This is a genomic window from Streptomyces sp. SAS_270, assembly GCF_052543295.1.
Genome location: NZ_JBMNDS010000055.1, coordinates 26,560 through 43,338 on the forward strand (window position 1 = coordinate 26,560; position 16,779 = coordinate 43,338).

Sequence of the window (16,779 nt, forward strand, 5' to 3'; positions counted from 1 at the left end):
CGAGCTGCCGTACGGGGCGGCGACGGTAATGTGAAGGTCTGCCTGCCGTCGCCGCCCCACGTTCTACTGGAGGTCTCTGTCCGATGTCCCAGTCGGTGGGTATCAAGGACGTCGCCCGCGCCGCCGGAGTGTCGGTGGGCACCGTTTCCAACGTGATCAACCGTCCGGACTCGGTGGCCTCCGAGACCCGCGCCCGGGTCCTGTCCGCGATAGACCGGCTCGGCTACGTCCGCAGCGAGTCCGCGCGCCAGCTGCGTGCCGGCCGCAGCCGGATCATGGGCCTGCTCGTCCTCGACATGGGCAACCCCTTCTTCGTCGACGTCGCCCGCGGCGCCGAGCGGGCCGCGCGCGAGGCCGGCCTCGGCGTGATGGTCTGCAACAGCGGACAGAGCGCGGGCGAGGAGGCGGAGTACCTGTCGCTCTTCGCCGAGCAGCGGGTGCGCGGGGTCCTGCTGACGCCCGCCGACGCGACCGGCCGCAACATCCAGGCGTTCCGCCGCCACGGCATCCCGTTCGTGCTGGTCGACCGGGTCGCCGAGGGCACCACCGAATGCTCGGTCTCCGTGGACGACGTGGCGGGCGGCGCACTCGCCGTACGGCACCTCGTCGACGCCGGACACCGCTCCATCGCGTACGTCAGCGGGCCGCCCGGCTTCAACCAGGTCCGCGACCGGCGCGCGGGCGCCCTCGAAGCGCTCGCCGAGGCCGGTCTCGGCCCGGACCGGCTGCGCGAGCTGCCCACCGAGCGCCTCGACGTCGCCGCGGGCCGCGACGCGGGAGCCCGCCTCCTCGGTCTCGCCGACCGCCCGACCGCCGTGTTCTGCGCCAACGACCTGCTCGCCCTCGGCGTCCTGCAGGCCATGTACGCGGCAGGCGTCGGCGTCCCCGACGACCTCGCGATCGTCGGCTACGACGACATCGAGTTCGCCGCGGCAGCGGCCGTCCCCCTCACGTCCGTCCGCCAGCCGGCCGTCACCATGGGCGCCCTCGCCGCCGAACTCCTCCTGGAGGAGACCGAGACCGAGACCGCCGTGACCCCGCACGCCCACCGCCGGGTCGTCCTCCAGCCGGAGCTGGTGGTACGACGCTCCAGCCTGTCGGCACGCTGAGAAAGCGGTCAGTGGCTCCAGCGGCCCGCCGCGGCCCGCACCGGCCTCCACAGCTGATCCGCCGTGCAGTAAGGAATTCTTGATCCCCGGGCTCGGCCACCGGTCGAACATGTGCTGAACTGGGACGCGGTCCGCCATCCGTCCGTCTCGGGAGCCCCGTTGACCGTCAGTTATCGCCAGCCCGGTGTCGTCCTCACCGACCGCCACTTCAGTGTGCCCCTCGATCACGGCAACCCCTCCGGGGAGCAGATCGAGCTGTACGCGCGGGAGGTCGTCGCGAGTGAGAAGGCGGGGACCGACCTGCCGTGGCTGGTCTACCTCCAGGGCGGGCCCGGGTTCGGCGCCAACCGGTTCGTCGGCAAGCCGGCCTGGCTCGGCCGGGCACTGAAGGAGTACCGGGTGCTGCTGCTCGACCAGCGCGGCACGGGCCACTCCACGCCCGCCAACCGGCAGACCCTGCCGCTGCGCGGCGGCCCCCGCGCGCAGGCCGACTATCTGACGCACTTCCGCGCCGACTCCATCGTCCGCGACTGCGAGGCCATCCGCCCCGCGCTCACCGGCGGCGCCCCCTGGACCGTCCTCGGCCAGAGCTTCGGCGGGTTCTGCACGGTGAACTACCTGTCCACAGCGCCCGAGGGCTTGCGCGCCGCCGTCATCACCGGCGGCCTGCCCTCACTGGACGCGCACGCCGACGAGATCTACCGCGCCGCCTACCCGCGCATCGAACGCAAGGTCGCCGCGCACTACGCCCGCTACCCGCAGGACGTCGAACGGGCCCGGCAGATCGCCGAGTACCTGCTCCAGCACGAGCCCGTCCTGATCGGCGGCTACAAGCTCACCGTCGAGGCCTTCCAGTCGCTCGGCATCCTCCTCGGCGGCAGCGAGGGCAGCCACCGGCTGCACTTCCTGCTGGAGCACGCCTTCGTCCCGACCCCCGGGGGCCCGGCCCTCTCCGACGCCTTCCAGGAGGAGGTCCAGGGCCTCCTGTCGTACGCGGGCCACCCGCTGTACGCCCTCGTCCACGAGGCGATCTACGGCCAGGACACGCGTCCCACCGACTGGTCCGCCGAACGGGTGCGCGCCGAGTTCCCGCAGTTCGACGCGGCCAAGACGCTCACCGAGGACCGGCCGCTGCTGTTCACCGGCGAGTCCGTACACCCCTGGATGTTCGACACCGACCCGGCGCTGCGCCCGCTGCGCGAGACCGCCGAGGAACTGGCCTCCCGCACGGACTGGACACCGCTGTACGACTCCGCGCGCCTGGCCGCCAACGAGGTGCCGGTCGCCGCGGCCGTCTACCACGACGACATGTACGTCGACACCGAGCACGCGCTGCGCACGGCCCGCTCCGTGCGCGGCCTGCGCACCTGGGTCACCGACGAGTTCGAGCACGACGGCGTACGGGCCGGCGGACAGCGGGTCCTGGACCGGCTGCTGGCCCTCACCCGCGACGAAAACTGACCCGCCGCCCTCCGGCACGTCCTAGTCTGCGGGCATGACAGAGCCGACGAATCCCCAGCTCAAGCCCATGCCCGACGACTGGCAGCGCGCCCTCGCCGTCGTCGCCCACCCGGACGACCTCGAGTACGGCTGCTCGGCGGCGATCGCCGGGTGGACCGACGCCGGTCGCGAGGTCGTCTATGTGCTGGCGACCCGCGGCGAGGCCGGCATCGACACGCTGGAGCCCGCCAAGTGCGGCCCGCTGCGCGAGGCGGAACAGCGGGCGAGCGCGGCCGTCGTCGGCGTGTCGGAGGTGGAGTTCCTGGATCACCACGACGGCGTCATCGAGTACGGCACGGCGCTGCGCCGGGACATCGCCGCCGCGATCCGCCGCCACCGACCGGAGCTGGTGATCACCCTCAACCACCGCGACACCTGGGGCGGGGTGGTCTGGAACACCCCCGACCACGTGGCGGTGGGACGCGCCACCCTGGACGCCGCCGGGGACGCCGGGAACCGGTGGATCTTCCCCGAGCTCATCGAGCAGGGCCTCGCACCCTGGAACGGTGTCCGCTGGGTCGCCGTCGCCGGTTCCTCGACACCCACCCACGCGGTCGACGCGACGCCCGGACTGGAGCGCGCGGTGAACTCGCTGCTCGAACACCGCACGTACATCGAGGTGTTGACGAGTGAGGACCCGGAGACGTACTGCCGCGACTTCCTGAACACGAGCACCCGGGCCGCGGGTGAGCGCTTCGGCGGGAAACCGGCCGTCGCGTTCGAACTCTTCAACCGATAGCCCACGCCCCCTAGGGTTCTGACGACTCGTCAGAACCCGGAGGGCCGGCCGATGATCGACATCACACGTACCGACATCCCGGAGGGTGAGGAGCGGCTGCGCCTCGACATCGAGGACGGGCTAGGCATCCTCACCCTCTGCCACCCGGGCAAGCTCAACGCGTGGAGCTGGGAGTCCACCCGCCAACTCGGGCTGTTCGCCGACCGGATCCGCTTCGACACCTCCCTGCGTGCCGTCCTGTTGCGGGCCGAGGGGCGGGCCTTCTGCGCGGGCATCGACGTGGCGGCGCCCGGCGGCGTGATCAGCGGACGCTCGGACGCCGAGCGTGCCCGCAACTACTACGAGGGCATCCGCTGGGCGCACGAACGGTTCGCCGCCTTCGCCCGGCTCCCGCAGCCGGTGGTCGCGGCCGTGCACGGCTACTGCCTCGGCTTCGGATTCGAGCTCGCGCTGATGGCGGACATCAGAGTCGTCGCCGACGACGCGGTCTTCGCGCTCCCGGAGGCACAGATCGGGGTCGCGGTCGACGCGGGAGGCGACCTGCGGATCGCCCGCGAGTCGGGTGCCGGATGGGCGAAACTCCTCGCCCTTACCGGGCGCCGCATCGACGCCGCCACGGCCGAGCGCCTGCACCTGGCCCAACTCGTCGTCACCCCCGACGAGTTGGACAAGACCGCCCGGGCCGTCGCCGCCGAAATCGCCGCGAACGCGCCCCTCGCCGTCCAGGGCGTCAAACGCGACATCGACGCCTACGCGGACGCGGGGCTCGCCGCGGCCCTCGACCGCACCGCGATGTCCGCCGCGCTCACCCTCACCTCCGAGGACGCGCGGGAGGGGTACGCGGCAAGGGGCGCCCGGCATGCGTCGGCCTTCCGGGGGAAGTGACCCGTGTGTTTTGATCAGGCGTTGATCTTGTGACGGAAACGACGGAACACGACGGACACGGCACTTCCATGGGGGAACGATGAACGAGAACGACCTCGCGCGGCAATTCGAGGACCACCGCGGCCATTTGAGGGCGGTGGCCTACCGGATGCTCGGCTCGCTCAGCGAGGCGGACGACGCCGTTCAGGAGACCTGGCTCAAGCTCAGCGGCTCCGACACCGAGGACATCAGGAACCTCGGCGGGTGGCTCACCACCGTCGTGGGACGGGTCTGCCTCAACATGCTGCGCTCGCGCACCTCCCGCCGGGAAGAACCCATGGACACCTACGTTCCCGACCCGGTGGTGAGCTCCCTGGAGCGGATCGACCCCGAGCAGGAGGTGCTGCTCGCCGACTCCGTCGGACTCGCCCTCCTGGTGATCCTGGAAACCCTGGAGCCCGCGGAACGGCTCGCCTTCGTGCTCCACGACATGTTCGCGGTGCCCTTCGACGACATCGCGTCCATCGTGGGCCGCTCCTCGGCCGCCACCCGTCAGCTCGCCAGCCGCGCCCGCCGCCGCGTCCAGGGCTCCGCCCCCACGCCCGACCCCGACCTCGGTCGCCAGAAGAAGGTGCTCGACGCGTTCCTCGCCGCCGCCCGCGGTGGCGACTTCGAGGCGCTCGTCGCCGTCCTCGACCCCGATGTGGTGCTGCGCGCCGACGCCGGAGCGCTCGTCGGCGGCGCGGCCGTGTCCAAGCTTGTCCGCGGTGCCGAAGCGGTGGCCGGACAGGCGGTCATGTTCCGCAGCGTCGCCGTGTCCTCCCGGCTCGTGCTCGTCAACGGCTCGGTGGGCGTCGTCACGATGCTCGACGGCAAGCCGATGGGCGTCATGGGCGTCACGGTCGCGGACGGACGGATCGTCGCCGTCGACATCCTCGCCGACCCCGAGCGGCTCGCCCGCCTCGACCTCTCGGCGCTGGAGGCCGCCGATTCCTGACGCCGTCCGGCCGGAGTGCAGCCCGGCGGCCGGCGCCGGGCTCCACTCCGGGCCTTGGGGTGGCGCTTCCCAGGTGTGGGTGCCGGCGCGACGAGCGGTCACCCCGTGAAGGGGTCCCGCCCCATCTGGTCCCGCACCGGCACCACCGGCGGGCCGACCAGCGCCCGGCGCTGCCAGTTCGCACCGTCCACCACCAGCGTGTGCCCGGTGATGAAACGGGCGTAGGGGGAGGCCAGGAAGGTCGCCGCCCAGCCCAGTTCGCGCGGCGCGCCGACCCGCAGGGCGGGCTGCCGGCGGTCCTGGTCGGCGGCGTGCTCCAGCGTGCCGCGGATGTCCGCCGTCATGTCCTCGTGCGGCATCAGCCCGGGCACCAGCCCGTTCACCTGGATGCCGTACGGCCCCCACTCCACGGCCAGCGTCTCCACGAGATTGCGCACACCCGCCTTGGCCGCCGCGCTGTGGGCGTAGCCGGGGCCGCCGGTCCAGGCGTACGAGGCCCCCACATTGATGATCGAGCCGGGCGTCCGTGCGGCCAGATGGCGGCGTCCGAACTCGCGGGTCATGAGGAACGTGCCGGTGAGCGTGATGTCCACGACCGCCCGCCAGGCGTGCGCGGACATGTCCTCGGCGGGCACGGGGAAGTTGGCGGCCGCGTTGTTGACGAGCACGTCGGGCAGTGGGCAGGCGTCGAACAGCGCGCCGATGCGGGCCGGGTCCCGTATGTCGCACACGGCCGCCGTCACCCGTGTGCCCAGCTCCGCCAACTCCTGTTGCGCGGGCCGCAGATGATCCTCACTGCGGCTCGCGATCACGAGATCGGCGCCGAGCCGCGCGAACTCCGCCGCGATCGCCTTCCCGAGGCCGGTGCCGCCGCCCGTGACCAGGACCAGCGTTCCGTCGTAGGTGCCGGGCGGCAGTGCTGCGGCACCCTGCGGGGGAGGGGCGGGCAGCCCGGAAAGGCGCGTGTCGTGGTCCATGGCCGACTCGATACCCGGTGTCGCGCGAAACCTCCAGAGGTACGTCGGCTGCTGAGCCGTGGGCTTCGGATTCGCCGGCCCCGGCGGTGTGCTCCGTTCAGGGGGTCGCACGTATCCGCGAGCGTCGGTGACCGCCGGTGCGGGGAAGGCATGTCCGAGCACAGGGGCCCGTACGGCCAGGCGGACGGGCACCCGCGACCGACCACGGGAGACCAAACCGATGACGTCCCAGCCCGACACAGACACCCCCAGCGCGCACGACTGGACGCTCGACGACCTTCCCGGACTGGAGTTCGACCCGCTGCTGGCCAAGCTCCTGGCCGAGGAGCCCGTCGCCCGCATCCGCCTGCCGTACTTCTCCGACCACGAGGCCTGGCTGGTGACGCGGTACGAGGACGTCAAGCTGGTCACCTCCGACCCCCGCTTCAGCCGCGAGGAACTCGTCGACCGCACCGTGACGAGCATGCTGAGCGAACCGGTCGCCTCGAAGCTGGCCCTCGGCTACGCCGACCCGCCGTACCACACCAAGCTGCGCAAGGTCATCAACAAGGCGTTCACCGGGCGGCACATGAAGCGGCTGCGGCCGATGGCCGAGCAGACGGCAGGGGAGCTGCTGGACGCGGTGGAGCGGCACGGGCCGCCCGCCGACCTGATGGAGATGCTGCACAAGCCGTTCCCGCTGGCCGTGATCGGTGACCTGCTGGGTGTACCGAGGGAGGACCGGGCGCGGGTCGCCCCGTGGACCGACACGATCCTCTCCGCCACGGCGGACGCCGGGGCGAGCAGAGCGGCCCGGGCCGAAGTGCGCGCGTACATCGTGGAGTTGCTGCGCAGCCGCAAGGGCGCGAAGGGGGAGGAGAGCGAGGATCTCGCGGGGGTACTGGCGCAGGCGTGCGACGCCGGGGAGATCACCGAGGACGTGGCGGTGTCCCTGGCCACCATCATCATGGTCAGCGCCGCGCACGCGGTCCGCTACAACAGCGCCAACATGGTCTACATGCTCCTGACCCATCCGGAGCACCTGGCCCGGCTTCGTGCCCGGCCGGAACTGCTCCCGCAGGCGGTCGACGAACTGCTGCGGCACATCCCGCACCGCAATGGCGTGGGACTCGCCCGGATCGCCACCGAGGACGTCGAGGTCGGCGGGGTCCTGATCCGCGAGGGAGAGGCCGTCTACGCGTCCTACCTCACCGCGAACCGGGATCCGGAGGTCTTCGAGAACCCGGAGGCGCTGGACTTCGACCGGGAGGCCCTCTCGCACCTGTCCTTCGGGCACGGCCCGCACCACTGCATGGGCGCCATGATGGCGAGGATGGAGTCCGAGGTCATGCTCTCCGGGCTGCTGACACGCTTCCCGGAACTGCGGCTGGCCGAGCCGCCGGAGAAGACGGTCTTCCAGAGCAAGGGAACCATCAGGGGACCGCAGTCGCTCCTCGTCACCTGGTGACGCGCCGCCGGCCGCCGGGTGGCGGGTTCAGGCGGCGACCGGCAGCCGGTCGGTCGCCCGCAGCGGGCCCACCACCTGGCCGTCGGGCAGCAGCTCACCGGTGTCGTCGAAGACGATCGTTCCGTTGCACAGGACGTACCAGCCCTGCTCCGGATGGGCCGACACGATCACGGCGGCGTGGTGGTCGGGGCGGGCGGCGGTCGGGCACGGTGGCCGATGGGTGCACATGATGTCCCTCCTGCGTCTGTTCATACCTCTATAGCTCGTAAGGTCGGCGGAGCCGTGGCGGCTCATGCGGCGCTGTGGCCCAGTTTTAGCGGAACTTGTTTTCGCCTGTATTAGCGACCTCTCCGATGCCGGGAAATCATCGGTGAGTTCCGTCCTCCGCAGGGGAGTTGGACGCTCCGGTCCGAACCCCGCGGGCGTACGCCAGGGGTGCCTCACGACGGCTCCGGCCGCAGGACAGTTCGCACCGTCCGTACTCTAGGGCCGCCTCCTCGAGTGCGCGTGCAGCGTCCCTCTCGCCGCCCAGGGCCGCGCAGCCGTGGAAGCGGCCGTGGCACGGGCGCCCGCGGCGGGCGGGCGACGGTCCGGGCCGTGCCGGGCCGATCAGTAAGCTGGGGACATGCGTGACGACACCGGAACAGCCCAGAACACCCTCGCTGACCTGCGGGCCGACTGCGGTCAGTGCTTCGGACTGTGCTGTGTCGCCCTGCCCTTCGCGGCCTCGGCCGACTTCGCCATCGACAAGGCAGCCGGGAAACCGTGCCCGAACCTGCGGACCGACTCCCGGTGCGGCATCCACACCGAGCTGCGGCAGAAGGGCTTCACGGGCTGCACGGTCTACGACTGCTTCGGCGCGGGCCAGAAGGTCTCCCAGGTCACCTTCGGCGGCCGGGACTGGCGCTCGGGCACCAGTGAGGACGCCCGGCAGATGTTCGACGTGTTCCCCGTCGTGCGTCAGCTCCACGAACTGCTCTGGTACCTCACCGAGGCGCTCACCCTCCCCGCCGCCCGCCCTGTCCACGCCGACCTGCGCCGGATGCTCGACAGGACGGAGCGACTCACCCGCCGAACCCCGGACGAGCTGGGGGAGCTGGACGTGGGCGCGCACCGCCAGGACGTGAACGTCCTGCTGCTGCGTACCAGCGAACTCGTCCGTGCCCGGGCCGTGGCCGGCCGGGCCGGCAAGGGCCGCCCCAAGGACCGCCGGGGCGCCGACCTGATGGGCGCCCGTCTGAAGGGCGCCGACCTGCGGGGAGCCAACCTGCGTGGCGCCTACCTGATCGCCGCGGACCTGACCGGTGCCGACCTGCGCGGCGCGGACATGATCGGCGCCGATCTGCGCGACACCGATCTCACGGACGCCGACCTGACCGGCGCCTTCTTCCTCACCCAGCCCCAGCTGAACGCGGCCCGGGGCAGCGCCGCAACCAGGCTGCCCGAGTCAGTCGCCCGCCCGGGCCACTGGACAGCCGGGAGCTGAGGCCCCTTCGGGGACGGGGGCGGCGGGCAACTCCGCGGTGGGCGCGGCACGTTCGAGGTGCAGTCGCAGCCCGTCCGGCATCAGGGTGAGTCGCTCGGCCACCCGCAGCCGGTAGTCGGGGTCGGCCCGCAGATCGTAGCGGCGCAGCAGCAGCCCCAGCACGAGCGTGGCCTCGTGCAGAGCGAACTGGCGGCCGATGCAGGCCCGCGCCCCGGTGCCGAAGGGCTTGAAGGTGTGCGCCGGGCGCGCGCGGACCGCCTTCGCGTCGAAGCGGTCCGGGTCGAACTGCTCGGCGTCCTCGCCCCACACCTCCCGGTCCCGGTGCAGCATCGCCGTCAGGACCAGCGCCCAGGCGCCCTGCCGCATCGGGTGGACCCCGCCCAGCACCGTGTCCTGGCGGGCCTCACGGGCGAAGGCGGGCGCCGTCGGCCACAGCCGCAGCGCTTCGTCGAGCACTCGGCGGACGTAACGCAGCCTGGCGACCTGGTCGTAGCCGGGCCGGTCCGTGTCGCCCCAGACTCGCCGTACCTCGGCCCGTGCGCGGGCCGCGATCTCAGGGTGCCGGGAGAGGTAGTGCAGGGCGAAGGAGAGGGCGCCCGAGGTGGTCTCGTGGCCCGCGATCAGGAAGGTGATGACCTGGCGGCGGATGTTCTCCGGCGTCAGGCGCTCCCCGGTCGCCGGGTGGGCGGTCTCCAGCATCCGGTCGAGCAGGTCGCCCTCCCCGCTCCCGCCGCGGCGGGCCGCCACGACCGCGTCGACCGTGCGGTTGAGGAGCGCCGTGTCGGCCTCGTTGCGGCGGGTGGCGCCGCGCAGCACCAGGGGCGCAAGCGGCTCGGGGACGATGTTGCGGCGCTGCGCGTACGTCAGCGTGCCCACCATCGCCTGCACGAAGGGGTGCGGACGGGCCCGCTCGAAGGAGCCGAAGTCGTGGCCGAAGCCGGTGCGGGAGATCGTCTCCAGCGTCAGCTTCGTCATGTCGCCGGGCACGTCCACCGCGCGCCCCGCCGTCCGCTCCCGGTCCCAGTGCTCGATCAGCCGCTCGGTCACGGCGAGCATCATCGGGTGGTAGCCCTCCATGGCCTCACGGCTGAAGCCCGGGGCCAGGACGTCGTGTGCCAGCTGCCAGTTCGGCTCGTGGTTGTACGCGGTGAACAGGCCGTCCCCGGCGACCGGCCGGAGATTGGCGACCCCCAGGCCCACGTGCTTGGCGAACCGTGCCTCGTCCGCCAGCTCCCCGGCGAGCTCCGCGCCCCCGACGAAGACGATCTCCTTGGCGAAGGCCCTTCGCCGGAATATCGGCCCCAGGGCTCGGCCGAGGCTCAGTGAATCCTGTACGGGCGTGCGCAGGTTGGCGCCGAGCACGTCGCCGATCAGTGGGACGCGGCGCGGCGGGTGGGGGATGCGGTGCAGTTCCGGCCAGCCGAGTTCCGCACTGCGAAAGCCCTTGGGCAGTGCGGTCCGTGTCGTCTCCGCCATGACGCCGTCTCCCTTGGTCCTGCGGCTGATTGACTCTGTTCACTGACTCTGTTGTACGTGGGTTCAATAGCGCGTTTCAGTGTGATCCCGTTGTTGAACCGACGTCAAGTAGAGTGCGGGCATGGCCGGGAAGCAGGGGGAGCGCACGCGCCGTCGGCTCAGCACCGAGGAGCGCAGGGAGCAACTGCTCACGGTGGGGGCGCGGCTGTTCTCGGAGTCGCCGTACGACGACGTGTGGATCGAGCAGGTCGCCGAGATCGCCGGCGTCTCGCGCGGCCTGCTGTACCACTACTTCCCGACCAAACGGGACTTCTTCGCGGCGGTCGTGGAGCGCGAGAGCAAGCGGATGCTGCGTATGACGGCCGCGGTTCCCGGCGTACCGGTCCGCGACCAACTCGCCGCCGGGCTCGACACGTTCCTGGAGTACGTCGAGGCGCACGCGCACGGTTTCCGCGCCTTCCACCGGGCCGACGCGGCGGGCGACCAGGCCGTACGCAAGGTCTACCGGCAGTCCCTGGCCGCCCAGGAGCGGCAGATCCTGGCAGCGCTCGCGGCCGACCCCGAGATCGGCCGCGCGGGTGAGGACCAGCTCGAACTCCGCATCGCCGTACGCGGCTGGCTGGCCTTCACCACGGCCGTCTGTCTGGAGTGGCTCAGGGGGGCGGAGCTGTCCCGCGACCAGGTGCGTGACCTGTGCGCACGGGCGCTGTTGGGTGTGATCGCGCCCTGAGGGGCGTCTTCACCTGGCCTGATCCCACTCGTACTCGCAAGACCCTCACGGAGGCGTGGTTGGCGTGCGCCCGGATCTTCGATAGCTTAGGCAAGGCTTACCTAAGGGAGGTTTGGGATGGGTGACCGTCATACCTGGACGGCCGCGCCCGCCGCGGCGGAGCACGCCCGCTCGGTGCTCGCCGCGGCCTGGTCCTGCGCGGTGACCGCGCAGGGCGGTCGGGAGGAGTTCGTCGGCGCACACACCGTCGCCGCGGACGGCAGGGTGCTGCTGCACGTACCGGAGGACAGCGCGCTGCTCGCCGCCGCGATCTGCGCGCCGCGCGGGGAGCCGTCCGCGATCCTGGAGTTCGCCGACGTCGCGCCCGTCCCCGTGCGCAGCCGGATCCGCGCCCGGCTGTGGATGTCGGGCTGGTTCGTGCCCGACGACGGGCACCTGGCGTTCCGCCCCTCGCGCATCGTGCTGCGCCGGCCGGCGGGGACGGTCGTGATCGGCCTCGACGACTTCGCCGGCGCCGAGCCCGACCCGCTGGCCGGCGCCGAGGCCCAGCTTCTGACCCACCTCGCCGACGCGCACCCGGACGCTGTCGAACGGCTCACCCGACTCGTCGAGCCCGACAGCCTGCACGGCGCGGTCCGCGTCCAGCCGCTCGCCGTCGACCGGCACGGGCTGACGCTGCGCATCGAACGCGCCCGCGGAAACGGCGACGTACGCCTGCCGTTCCACGCGCCGGCAGACGACGTCACGCAGCTCACGGAGCGCATGCACGTCCTGCTCACGCAGGCGAGTTCCGCGACCTGCCCCCGCGCGCTACAGCGGCAGCGCACAGACGGCGACGGGTGAGGCGAACGGCTCGCCCGCACGCCGCAGTTCACCGCTCCCGCGGTCCACGTGGAAGACGGTCACCGTGCCCGACCGCTGATTCGCCGCGAACAGCAGCGCCCCGTCCGGGGAGAAGGCGATGTGCCGCGGGAAGTCGCCGCCGACCGGCACGGTGTCCAGCAGGCGAAGCCGGGCGCCGCCGGCCTCGACCGCGTAACGCGTCAGGCTGTTGTGGCCCCGGTTGGCGAGATACGCGAACGACCCGTCCGACGTCACCAGGATCTGCGCCGGGTAACTCGTGCCCCCGCCCGTGCCCGTGGACTGCGGATCGCCTGGCGTGAGACGCCCGGTGGCCGGGTCGTACGCGCAGACGCCGACCGTGTTGTCGACCTCGTTCGCGAGGTAGGCGAAGCGGCCGCCGGGGTGGAAGGTGAGATGGCGCGGCCCTGCGCCCGGTCGTGTGTGGGCCTGGGAGACCTCGGTGAGCGTGCCCTCGGACAGGTCGAGGCGGTAGGTGTAGACGGTGTCGGTGCCCAGGTCGACGGCGAGCACATGGCCGCCGTCGGGGCCGGTGACGAACTGGTGGGCGTGCGGCCCCTCCTGACCCGGTCCCGGCGCGGGGCTGGAGTGCCTGACCAGGGCGGTGCGCTCGCCGAGCGCGCCGGAGGCCTCGATGGGGTGCACGGCCACGCTGCCCGAACCGTAGTTGGCGCTCAGCAGCCACCGGCCGCCCGGATGCACCGACAGATGGCAGGGCCCCGACCCGCCGGTGCCGCGGCTGCCCAGCACCTTGCCGCCCGACGAATCCGGTGACAGCCGTACGGCCGTCACCGCGCCCTTCTCGCGCTCATCGACGGCGTAGAGCGTACGGCCGTTGGGATGCAGCGCCAGATACGACGGATCACCGACTCCGGTGATCGTGCCGGTTCCGGTCAGGTGACCCGTGGTGGGGTCGTAGGAGGCGACACCGATCCCCTTCCCGCCGCCCTCGGCCGACGTGTACGTGCCGAGGAGCAACGGGCGCGGGCCGGAGCCGCCCGACGGCGACGCGGTGGGGTCGGCCTGCGGCGCCGTCGTGGGCCCGGGCTGCGGCGCCGTGGGTGAGCCGGTCCGCGGCCCGGGGCCGGCGGCGGACGGGCCCGGCCGGGGTGCGACCGGCGCCGGGACCGTCGCCATCGCGGCGGCCGCGCCCAGCGCCGCGACCAGGCGCCGCCTGCTCCAGCCGCCGCCGGAGGCCTCCCACGCCGGTTCTGCACCACTGCTCATGCCTGCACCTCGGGTGTCGGTTGCCTCAGGGCCGACAGCCACCTTGGCGGCAAGCACACCTCGAACGCAAGAACAGCAACAGGCGTTGCGCAGGGCGCAATACTCTGCGGGCGTGTCCGGACGCCTACCAGTCGCCGTCCCCGACCGGCTTTCCGGGCGCGTCCCCGAGCGGCTTCACCTGGTGGGGCGAGGGCTCCTGCCAGGGCTCGTGGTCGTCACCGAGCCACTCACCGACCTGCTTGACCACACCCAGCGTGTCCGTGGGGGCGAGATCCACGGCGTCGTTGTCGTAGTAGTCGTACCAGGGGAGCCCGGCCTGCGTGTAGGCCGCGCGGTCCACGGGGGAGGGCGGCGGCGCCTCGCCGGTGATCCGGCGCCACTCGGGCGGTGTCACCAGATGGACGAACACCCGCCCGCCGGGCGTCTCGGCCCACGCCGTGAGCGGCCGGTCGTCGCGGTAGATCTCCTGACGCATCGAGCCGCCCACACCGAGGCCCATCGCCGCGGGCTTGCGTGGGGCGCCGCGCGAGGCGCCGCCGCTCGGAGCGCTGCCGGGGGCCGCAGGGGCACCGGGCGCCGGAGGGGCACCGAAGGCGGGCGCAGCGGCCATGGGAACCGCGGCTCCGTAGCCTCCGAAGTTCTGCGCCGTCTCCCGTCGGCGTTCCTCGGCCAGCCGCTCCGCCGCACGCCACGCGGCCAGCTCCGCGCCGTTCAGCGGGAAGGACTGCAGCTGTACGCCGCCCCACACCTCCTCGCCGGTGACCTGGCCCTCGACGGTGGCACCCAGCCCCAGCGGCACCGCCACGAACTGGCGGACCGTGCCCTTGCCGGAGTTGATGCCGTCGAGCCACGGCTGCCGGGGCAGCACCACGTAGTTCTGCGGGTCGCGGGTGAGCCGGGAGCTCCACGGCTTGCCCGACACCGCGCACACCTTGCCCACGCCCACCTGCAGCGCGGCCGGCTCCGTCGTCCCCGAGAAGCTCAGCCACATGGCCTCGCGCAGATACACCGGCAGCATCACACCGCCGCGCGCCCGCCACTCGGCCGGCACCGTGTCAGGGAAGTCCTCGACGCGGCGGACCGGGAACTCGCCCAGGCCCGGCGGCAGCTGGTGCGTGCCCTTCTCGGGCAGCCGCAGGGTCCGGATGAACCGCACCCGCACCCCGCCCGGCAACAGCAGTGTGTTTCCGTCGATCCGCACGGTGGCGTCGGTCATCCGTCTGCTCCCCTCGTCGTCGCCGCGCCGCCGGCCCCTGATCGCCGGCGCGCGGCCGCTTCCTCACGTAGAACGTCGGGAGGCGGTGGGGCGGTTCCGGTTCCGGCGCAGCGCTCGCGGGACACGCAGCTGTCGTCGCAGACGCGTGACGCGCGGACGGCGCTCGCGCTGCTCGCGTGTGCAGCGGTCCAGCTCCTCCAGGAGCCGTCGCGAGCGGTGCTCCGTGTCGAGCTCGTCGAGGATGCGGTTGACCTCGGTCAGGACAGCGCCGTGCAACTGCCACTGGCGGGCGTCGCGCTGGACCTCTTCGAGCAACAGGGCGGCGAGCTTGTCGCGGGTGGCGGCCGCCGTGGTGAGCTGGTCGGCGAGCCGGGACTCCGCCGACTGCGCACTGATGCTGACGTCGGTGGTCACCAGCACCGCGAAACTGACCACGGCGTCGCCCACCTCGCCCAGGAGCCGTTCCACCGCCGCGCCCGTCTGCGGCTCGAACAGCGGCTCGGGCTCCCGTGCCTTGGCGAGATCGGTGAGGCTGCGCGCCAGTACCCGAAGGACCACCGTGCAGATCTCCAGGGTGTCGAGACCGGTACGCAGCACCACTCGGTGCAGCAGGCCCTCCCGCACACGGGGATTGAGCCGCAGGCTGTCCTCGGCCTGCTTGAGCGCCGCGTCGACCTCGATGATGTCGTGGTCCAGACGCCGCGCCTCATGAAGCCGCGCTGTGGCGTGGGCGACGGGGGTGCGGCCGGCCGCCTCCTCGCCCATTCGCAGCATCAACTGCCGTACCCGGCGCGCCAGATCCTCGATCGACTCCCCGGCCGCGCCCACCCACACCGGGGGAGCGAAGAGCAGATTGCAGCCGAGCCCGACCACGGCGCCGATCACGGTCTCCAGCACCCTGGCCCAGGCCGTGTCCCCCACCCGGGTCACGCCCAGGACGAGCATGGCGCTGATCGCCACCTCCGGCACGAACTCGCTGACCCGGACCAGGTGTCCGACCGCGAGCGAGGCGAGAATGAGCAGCGCCAGACTCCACCACGTCAGACCCACCAGCACACTGAAGGCGATGGCGACCACGACGCCGGCCACCACGGAGTTCACCCGGCGGACACCGGTGGTCAGGGTGGCGTAGAGCGTGACCTGCACGACCAGGAGCGCGGTCAGCGGCGCGGTGAGCGGTGCGGATTCGGGACTGATCCGCAGCGCCACCACATAGGCGATCGTTGCCGCCGCCGCCGATCGCACCGACTGGAGGACCACGGGTTCCCGGCGCCACTTCGCGAGCTGCGCGCCCGCCGTGCCCCACTCCCGGCGCAGCTTGACCAAGGGACCACCTGCCTTGGCCGATGCACCACGTACCTCTTGCATCCCTGGGGTCTTCCCTCTCGCCGCCGCGCCGAACGTGTTCATTGAGGACTGTAACTGTCCGCAAGAGAGCCTAGGTTGTTCTCATCAGCCGGTAGGCCTTCACCCGAAGGCCATCAGGAGGGGACCAGGATGAGCAACGTCGAGGGCATGGAACTGCTGACACGGGCGCACAGCTACCTGCGTGAGGTCGCCGCCGCCGTCCCGGAGCAGGCCTGGGGAGCGCCGACTCCGTGCAGTGAATGGACGGTACGGCAGGTTCTCAACCATGCGCGACTCGACCAGCAGGCCTACGGCGCCGCGATCACCGGCGCCGGGCAGCCCGACTCCGACCCCTTCCACCCGGCGGACGCGCTGGACACCGACGCCCAGGCCGTACTGGACAAGGTGCTGCGCGATGTGGCGGACGCCTACGCGCCGTTGCCCGCCGGCACGGAGCAGGTGCCGACCCCGCTGGGACCGCTGCCCTACGCACTCGCCGCCGCCGCGGCCGCCATGGACGCCGCCGTGCACGCCTGGGACATGGCTGTGGCGACGGGCCAGGACGCGCCGCTGGAGGACGACATCGCCGAGGGGATCCGGCTCGCGGCGGACGGGCTCGTCGATCATCTCCGGGACTCCTTCGGGGTGTTCGCGCCGGCCCGCGAGGCAGCGGAGGGCGCCGGCCCGGCCGAGTCGCTGCTCGCCTTCCTGGGGCGCGACCCGCACTGGACGCCTGTCGGCTCCTGAGGGTCCGCGCCATGGTGTAGCGGGCTACACCTGGCATTGGGGAGCCCGGTCCCTCG

At 72.4% G+C, this 16,779-nt stretch carries 16 protein-coding genes; 10 read left to right on the forward strand and 6 right to left on the reverse strand.

What is annotated here, in order from left to right; genetic code table 11:
- Nucleotides 1–83 precede the first annotated feature (83 nt).
- The 5 genes from ACN6LB_RS30155 to sigJ all read left to right on the forward strand — a co-directional run bounded on the left by ACN6LB_RS30155 (nt 84) and on the right by sigJ (nt 5,209).
- A complete protein-coding gene (locus ACN6LB_RS30155) occupies nt 84–1,109 on the forward strand; it encodes a LacI family DNA-binding transcriptional regulator (protein WP_445028630.1) in 1,026 nt (341 codons plus the stop codon).
- Nucleotides 1,110–1,268: 159 nt separating this feature from the next.
- Nucleotides 1,269–2,570 carry an alpha/beta fold hydrolase gene (locus ACN6LB_RS30160; RefSeq protein WP_445028631.1) on the forward strand — a complete coding sequence of 434 codons (1,302 nt, stop codon included), beginning with the start codon at nt 1,269–1,271 and terminating at the stop codon, nt 2,568–2,570.
- 34 nt (nt 2,571–2,604) lie between these two features.
- Entirely contained in the window at nt 2,605–3,348 is a 744-nt protein-coding gene (locus tag ACN6LB_RS30165) for a PIG-L deacetylase family protein (RefSeq protein ID WP_445028632.1), read from the forward strand.
- 51 nt (nt 3,349–3,399) lie between these two features.
- Nucleotides 3,400–4,233 carry an enoyl-CoA hydratase/isomerase family protein gene (locus ACN6LB_RS30170; protein WP_356145458.1) on the forward strand — a complete coding sequence of 278 codons (834 nt, stop codon included), beginning with the start codon at nt 3,400–3,402 and terminating at the stop codon, nt 4,231–4,233.
- 79 nt (nt 4,234–4,312) lie between these two features.
- Nucleotides 4,313–5,209 carry an RNA polymerase sigma factor SigJ gene (gene sigJ / locus ACN6LB_RS30175; protein WP_445028633.1) on the forward strand — a complete coding sequence of 299 codons (897 nt, stop codon included), beginning with the start codon at nt 4,313–4,315 and terminating at the stop codon, nt 5,207–5,209.
- A gap of 98 nt (nt 5,210–5,307) precedes the next feature.
- On the opposite strand, the gene ACN6LB_RS30180 is transcribed toward sigJ, so the two are convergent.
- Complete coding sequence (locus tag ACN6LB_RS30180; RefSeq protein ID WP_445028634.1) at nt 5,308–6,186, reverse strand: SDR family oxidoreductase; 879 nt, start codon at nt 6,184–6,186, stop codon at nt 5,308–5,310.
- A gap of 220 nt (nt 6,187–6,406) precedes the next feature.
- Between ACN6LB_RS30180 and ACN6LB_RS30185 the strand changes: the two genes are divergently transcribed.
- The gene (locus ACN6LB_RS30185; protein ID WP_356144148.1) at nt 6,407–7,633 is read left to right on the forward strand and encodes a cytochrome P450; all 1,227 of its coding nucleotides are present in this window, start codon (nt 6,407–6,409) and stop codon (nt 7,631–7,633) included.
- Nucleotides 7,634–7,660: 27 nt separating this feature from the next.
- Here ACN6LB_RS30185 and ACN6LB_RS30190 read toward each other — a convergent pair whose 3' ends face one another.
- On the reverse strand, nt 7,661–7,861 hold the full coding sequence (locus tag ACN6LB_RS30190) for a DUF5999 family protein (protein WP_356144146.1): 201 nt from the start codon (nt 7,859–7,861) through the stop codon (nt 7,661–7,663).
- A gap of 397 nt (nt 7,862–8,258) precedes the next feature.
- On the opposite strand from ACN6LB_RS30190, the gene ACN6LB_RS30195 reads away from it, so the two are divergent.
- Nucleotides 8,259–9,119, forward strand: a complete 861-nt coding sequence (locus tag ACN6LB_RS30195; RefSeq protein WP_445028635.1) for a pentapeptide repeat-containing protein — start codon at nt 8,259–8,261, stop codon at nt 9,117–9,119.
- Here ACN6LB_RS30195 and ACN6LB_RS30200 read toward each other — a convergent pair.
- Entirely contained in the window at nt 9,081–10,595 is a 1,515-nt protein-coding gene (locus ACN6LB_RS30200) for a cytochrome P450 (protein ID WP_445028636.1), read from the reverse strand. The genes ACN6LB_RS30195 and ACN6LB_RS30200 overlap by 39 nt on opposite strands.
- 121 nt (nt 10,596–10,716) lie before the next feature.
- Between ACN6LB_RS30200 and ACN6LB_RS30205 the strand changes: the two genes are divergently transcribed.
- The gene (locus ACN6LB_RS30205) at nt 10,717–11,325 is read left to right on the forward strand and encodes a TetR/AcrR family transcriptional regulator (protein WP_445028637.1); all 609 of its coding nucleotides are present in this window, start codon (nt 10,717–10,719) and stop codon (nt 11,323–11,325) included.
- Between the two features lie 117 nt (nt 11,326–11,442).
- Entirely contained in the window at nt 11,443–12,168 is a 726-nt protein-coding gene (locus ACN6LB_RS30210) for a DUF2470 domain-containing protein (protein ID WP_445028638.1), read from the forward strand.
- Here the strand turns inward: ACN6LB_RS30210 and ACN6LB_RS30215 are convergent.
- From ACN6LB_RS30215 to ACN6LB_RS30225, 3 genes are all read right to left on the reverse strand, one after another.
- Nucleotides 12,136–13,413, reverse strand: a complete 1,278-nt coding sequence (locus tag ACN6LB_RS30215; RefSeq protein ID WP_445028639.1) for a beta-propeller fold lactonase family protein — start codon at nt 13,411–13,413, stop codon at nt 12,136–12,138. The two genes, ACN6LB_RS30210 and ACN6LB_RS30215, sit on opposite strands and share 33 nt — an antisense overlap.
- A gap of 124 nt (nt 13,414–13,537) precedes the next feature.
- Nucleotides 13,538–14,629, reverse strand: a complete 1,092-nt coding sequence (locus ACN6LB_RS30220; RefSeq protein ID WP_445028640.1) for a hypothetical protein — start codon at nt 14,627–14,629, stop codon at nt 13,538–13,540.
- 63 nt (nt 14,630–14,692) lie between these two features.
- Nucleotides 14,693–15,955 (reverse strand): FUSC family protein, encoded by a 1,263-nt coding sequence (locus ACN6LB_RS30225; RefSeq protein WP_445028641.1) that lies wholly within the window; start codon nt 15,953–15,955, stop codon nt 14,693–14,695.
- A gap of 171 nt (nt 15,956–16,126) precedes the next feature.
- Between ACN6LB_RS30225 and ACN6LB_RS30230 the strand changes: the two genes are divergently transcribed.
- Nucleotides 16,127–16,723 carry a TIGR03086 family metal-binding protein gene (locus ACN6LB_RS30230; RefSeq protein ID WP_445028642.1) on the forward strand — a complete coding sequence of 199 codons (597 nt, stop codon included), beginning with the start codon at nt 16,127–16,129 and terminating at the stop codon, nt 16,721–16,723.
- Nucleotides 16,724–16,779 lie beyond the last annotated feature (56 nt).

Coding starts and splice junctions, on each gene's coding strand:
- ACN6LB_RS30170 (WP_356145458.1), top strand. CDS start 3,400: ATGATCGACATCACACGTACCGACATCCCGGAGGGTGAGGAGCGGCTG.
- ACN6LB_RS30185 (WP_356144148.1), top strand. CDS start 6,407: ATGACGTCCCAGCCCGACACAGACACCCCCAGCGCGCACGACTGGACG.
- ACN6LB_RS30215 (WP_445028639.1), bottom strand. CDS start 13,413: ATGAGCAGTGGTGCAGAACCGGCGTGGGAGGCCTCCGGCGGCGGCTGG.
- ACN6LB_RS30165 (WP_445028632.1), top strand. CDS start 2,605: ATGACAGAGCCGACGAATCCCCAGCTCAAGCCCATGCCCGACGACTGG.
- ACN6LB_RS30190 (WP_356144146.1), bottom strand. CDS start 7,861: ATGTGCACCCATCGGCCACCGTGCCCGACCGCCGCCCGCCCCGACCAC.
- sigJ (WP_445028633.1), top strand. CDS start 4,313: ATGAACGAGAACGACCTCGCGCGGCAATTCGAGGACCACCGCGGCCAT.
- ACN6LB_RS30205 (WP_445028637.1), top strand. CDS start 10,717: ATGGCCGGGAAGCAGGGGGAGCGCACGCGCCGTCGGCTCAGCACCGAG.
- ACN6LB_RS30155 (WP_445028630.1), top strand. CDS start 84: ATGTCCCAGTCGGTGGGTATCAAGGACGTCGCCCGCGCCGCCGGAGTG.
- ACN6LB_RS30180 (WP_445028634.1), bottom strand. CDS start 6,186: ATGGACCACGACACGCGCCTTTCCGGGCTGCCCGCCCCTCCCCCGCAG.
- ACN6LB_RS30220 (WP_445028640.1), bottom strand. CDS start 14,629: ATGACCGACGCCACCGTGCGGATCGACGGAAACACACTGCTGTTGCCG.
- ACN6LB_RS30210 (WP_445028638.1), top strand. CDS start 11,443: ATGGGTGACCGTCATACCTGGACGGCCGCGCCCGCCGCGGCGGAGCAC.
- ACN6LB_RS30195 (WP_445028635.1), top strand. CDS start 8,259: ATGCGTGACGACACCGGAACAGCCCAGAACACCCTCGCTGACCTGCGG.
- ACN6LB_RS30200 (WP_445028636.1), bottom strand. CDS start 10,595: ATGGCGGAGACGACACGGACCGCACTGCCCAAGGGCTTTCGCAGTGCG.
- ACN6LB_RS30230 (WP_445028642.1), top strand. CDS start 16,127: ATGAGCAACGTCGAGGGCATGGAACTGCTGACACGGGCGCACAGCTAC.